Origin of the sequence: Nostocoides sp., assembly GCF_035343835.1 — a bacterium.
Lineage (GTDB): Bacteria > Actinomycetota > Actinomycetes > Actinomycetales > Dermatophilaceae > Nostocoides_A > Nostocoides_A vanveenii.
The window spans coordinates 1366-4649 of sequence record NZ_DAOQZV010000040.1 but is presented as its reverse complement, the minus strand read 5'-3'; the positions used below and the strand labels follow the sequence as shown (position 1 = coordinate 4649).

Genomic DNA, 3284 nt, shown 5'->3' with positions numbered 1-3284 from the left:
GAGGCGCACTCCGACTGGGTGGCCGAGGCCACCACGGGGCCGAATTGGGACGCTCAGGCGGACGTCACGTCCGAGACGACCGACAACGCCCTGGGCGAGACCCGGGAAGCAGAGTTGTCCGCAACGGTTGCCCCCTTGCCCGCAGCCTCGGCTGACTCGGGTTCCGGCGAAGTGCGCGGTCGGCTGGGTTCGCTGGCCGCCGGCGCGGCCGGGCTAGCCGGCGCAGGAATCGCGGGCGCGGCCTCCCGCATCGCCGCCTTCCGGCGCGACCGTCAGGCAGATGCCTCCGCGGACGCAACCGAGGGTGACCCGCACGTAGCTACCGCCTCGCCCTTTGCGGACCCGTGGAATGCCAAGCCCCCGGTCGCCGCGACTGATGACGCGGCCGTCCAGGGTGACGCGGTGGACGACGACGTCCCGTCCCCCGACGCGGAAGCGACCGCGGAGTCGTCGTGGACCGCTCCCGAAGGTGACGTCGTGACCGAGGAGTCGTCGTGGGCTGCTCCCGAAGGTGGGGCGGTCGCGGCAGACGATGGCCTATCTGATGGGGACGTTGTCGCCGAGGAGTCGTCCTGGTCCGACGGCGCCGTGGAGCCGTCGTCCCTGGAGGAAGTTGCTGCGGCGGTCGATACCGACGCGGTTGCGGAGGCCGGTGGCGTGAATCTGGTGTGGGACGGCGACTCGACGGCCGACGCGGGCGATGCGGGTGTCGTGAACGACCTCACGGGGGATGCTGGCGACGGCAGTCAGGTCGAGGAGTCGGCCTGGTCGTCCGAGGAATCGGTCGAGGACTCGGCCGCGGCAGACGATGGCCTATCTGATGGGGACATTGTCGCCGAGGAGTCGTCCTGGTCCGACGGCGCAGTGGAGCCGTCGTCCCTGGAGGAAGTTGCTGCGGCGGTCGATACCGACGCGGTTGCGGAGGCCGGTGGCGTGAATCTGGTGTGGGACGGCGAGACGGTGAGCGACGCCGGCGACGCGGCTGCCGTGGAGGTCGCTGCGGGCGAGGGCGGTGATGTCGTGAACGTGGAGGAGTCGGCCTGGTCGGTCGACGCGCCTGCTGAGGACGCGGCCCCCTCCGACGACGCGCCTGCCGGGGCCGAGGCCGACGGCACCTCCGCCGATGTTGCGCAGGTCGAGGAGTCGTCGTGGTCCGATGCTGATGTCGAGCCGTCGTCCCTGGATGAGGTTGCTGCGGCGGTCGACACCGAGGCGGTGGCCGAAGCTGGCGGCGTGAACCTGGTCTGGGACGGCAATCCCGACGCCTCCGCCGAATCGGTGGGCACGGATGCCGAGGTCCAAGCATGGCCCGTCGACGACGGCGCCGAGCAGCGTGTCGTTGAGGGCAGCGACGGCTCGGACGAGGTCCAGGCCTGGCCGGTCGACGACACGTCCCGGGCCGACGGCGACGCCGCGCGCGATGCAGATGCGGCGTCCGGCGAGGGCAGTGAGTCGGGACACGTGGGTGGCTACGGCGACCACGGCTACGGCGCGCACGAGGCGGCATCGGCATACGGCCCGCCGGACGACGCCGGCGACGCGGGCGGGGACAGCGTGGTGGTCCACGATCATGCCGTCATCGACGGCGGCTGGAGCGTAGGCTCCGCAGCTCCGATCGAGGATGGCTGTATGCCGTTGGGTCACCCGATCAAGGGCGTCTACGCCCTCGGGATCTACCAGGTGCCGGGATCGGGTTGGTATGACCAGACCACGCCCGATGTCTGGTTCCTCGACGAGGAAGCAGCGCAACGCGCCGGATTCCGGCGCGGCGAGGGCTGATCACCGGCTCGCAAAGGATGACGCAGGTCTCGGCGACACATTCGCCGGGACCTGCGTGTTGTGACATAGGCTGAGCCGGAGTTACCTGCTAGTAGTCAAGGAGACTGCAATGGCTCGCTACGACGCCGACACCACGACCATGGGCACCCTGCTCGACGACCCGGACGTGCAGGCGATCATGGAGAAGCACGCGCCCGGCGTGACGTCCAACCCGATGATCGGAATGGTTCGCGGCATGTCCGCTGCCCAGGCCATGGGGATGGCCGGCGCGATGATCGGCGCCGACAAGGTCGAGGCCATCAAGGCCGAGATCGACGCGCTCGTCTGACACCAGCCGAACTGCACACGCAGCACGCCGCCCGACGGACTCGTCGGGCGGCGTGCTGCGTTCCCGGCGACGTTGGCTGGCGTAGCCGACCGCGGTGCTGAAGGCGCCGGCATACGCACCGGAAATGAACTGGACTCGCGCCCGGTTGAGCGGTATAGTTGAAACCGCAACTAAAGGAGTGAGTCGAATGCCAGCTGTCACCATTTCCGACTTCGCCGTGCTGCCGAGCATCGAGCGGCCGGCGCCGACTGCGACGCGCCGTCCCGTCGTGTCGGTGACCTCTGCTCCCAGCGGCTTCGAGGGTGAAGGCTTCCCCGTCAAGCGTGCCTTTGCGGGCGTGGATCTGCGCCACCTTGACCCCTTCATCATGATGGACGAGATGGGGCAGGTGGAGTACGCGCCGGGCGAGCCCAAGGGCACCCCGTGGCACCCGCACCGCGGCTTCGAGACGGTCACCTACATCATCGACGGCACCTTCGACCACCGGGACTCCTACGGCGGTGGCGGACGGATCACCAACGGCGATACGCAGTGGATGACGGCCGGGGCCGGGCTGCTGCACATCGAGGCGCCGCCGGAGGAGCTCGTCGTCAGCGGCGGCCTCTTCCACGGCATCCAGCTGTGGGTCAACCTGCCGCGCGCCGACAAGCTCGTCACCCCGCGCTATCAGGATCTGCGTGCCGGCCAGACCGCCTTGCTCAGTTCCGCCGACGGCGGCGCGCTCGTGCGCTTGATCGCCGGTGACGTTGCCGGACACCGGGGGCCGGGTAGCACCCATACGCCGATCACGATGATCCACGCGACCGTCGCGCCCGGAGCGCGCCTCGAGCTGCCGTGGCGCGCCGACTTCAACGCCCTCGTCTATGTCATGAGTGGTCGCGGCCAGGTCGGGCCGCAAGGCACCCCGATCGGGGCGGGTCAGTTGGCGGTGCTCGGCCGCGGCGACGTCGTCGAGTTCTCTGCCACCGTGGACGCGGACGGCCGTGGCCAGCGTGGGCTCGAAGTGATGATCCTCGGCGGTCGTCCGATCAAAGAGCCGATCGCCTGGGCCGGGCCGTTCGTCATGAACACCCGCGCCGAGGTCCTCCAGGCCTTCGAGGACTACCAGCGCGGCGCCTTCGGCCGAGAGCTCCCGCACTCTGGCGCCTCGGCCCTGGCCGGCTGAGGCACCTGGGCC

At 69.9% G+C, this 3284-nt stretch carries 2 protein-coding genes and 1 pseudogene; all 3 read left to right on the top strand.

Annotated elements, in window-relative coordinates; translation table 11 throughout:
* Positions 1–1779: pseudogene (locus PKH97_RS04720) on the top strand (hypothetical protein); the annotation flags it as partial.
* Positions 1780–1888: 109 nt separating this feature from the next.
* Complete coding sequence (locus tag PKH97_RS04715; protein ID WP_324386251.1) at positions 1889–2107, top strand: hypothetical protein; 219 nt, start codon at positions 1889–1891, stop codon at positions 2105–2107.
* A 187-nt stretch (positions 2108–2294) separates the two neighbouring features.
* Positions 2295–3272: a pirin family protein gene (locus tag PKH97_RS04710; protein ID WP_324386250.1), complete on the top strand. Its 978-nt coding sequence runs from the start codon at positions 2295–2297 to the stop codon at positions 3270–3272.
* Positions 3273–3284: the final 12 nt, after the last annotated feature.

Bases quoted from the DNA above. Each gene is read 5' to 3' on its own strand.
- PKH97_RS04715 (WP_324386251.1), top strand. From the start codon at position 1,889: ATGGCTCGCTACGACGCCGACACCACGACCATGGGCACCCTGCTCGAC.
- PKH97_RS04710 (WP_324386250.1), top strand. From the start codon at position 2,295: ATGCCAGCTGTCACCATTTCCGACTTCGCCGTGCTGCCGAGCATCGAG.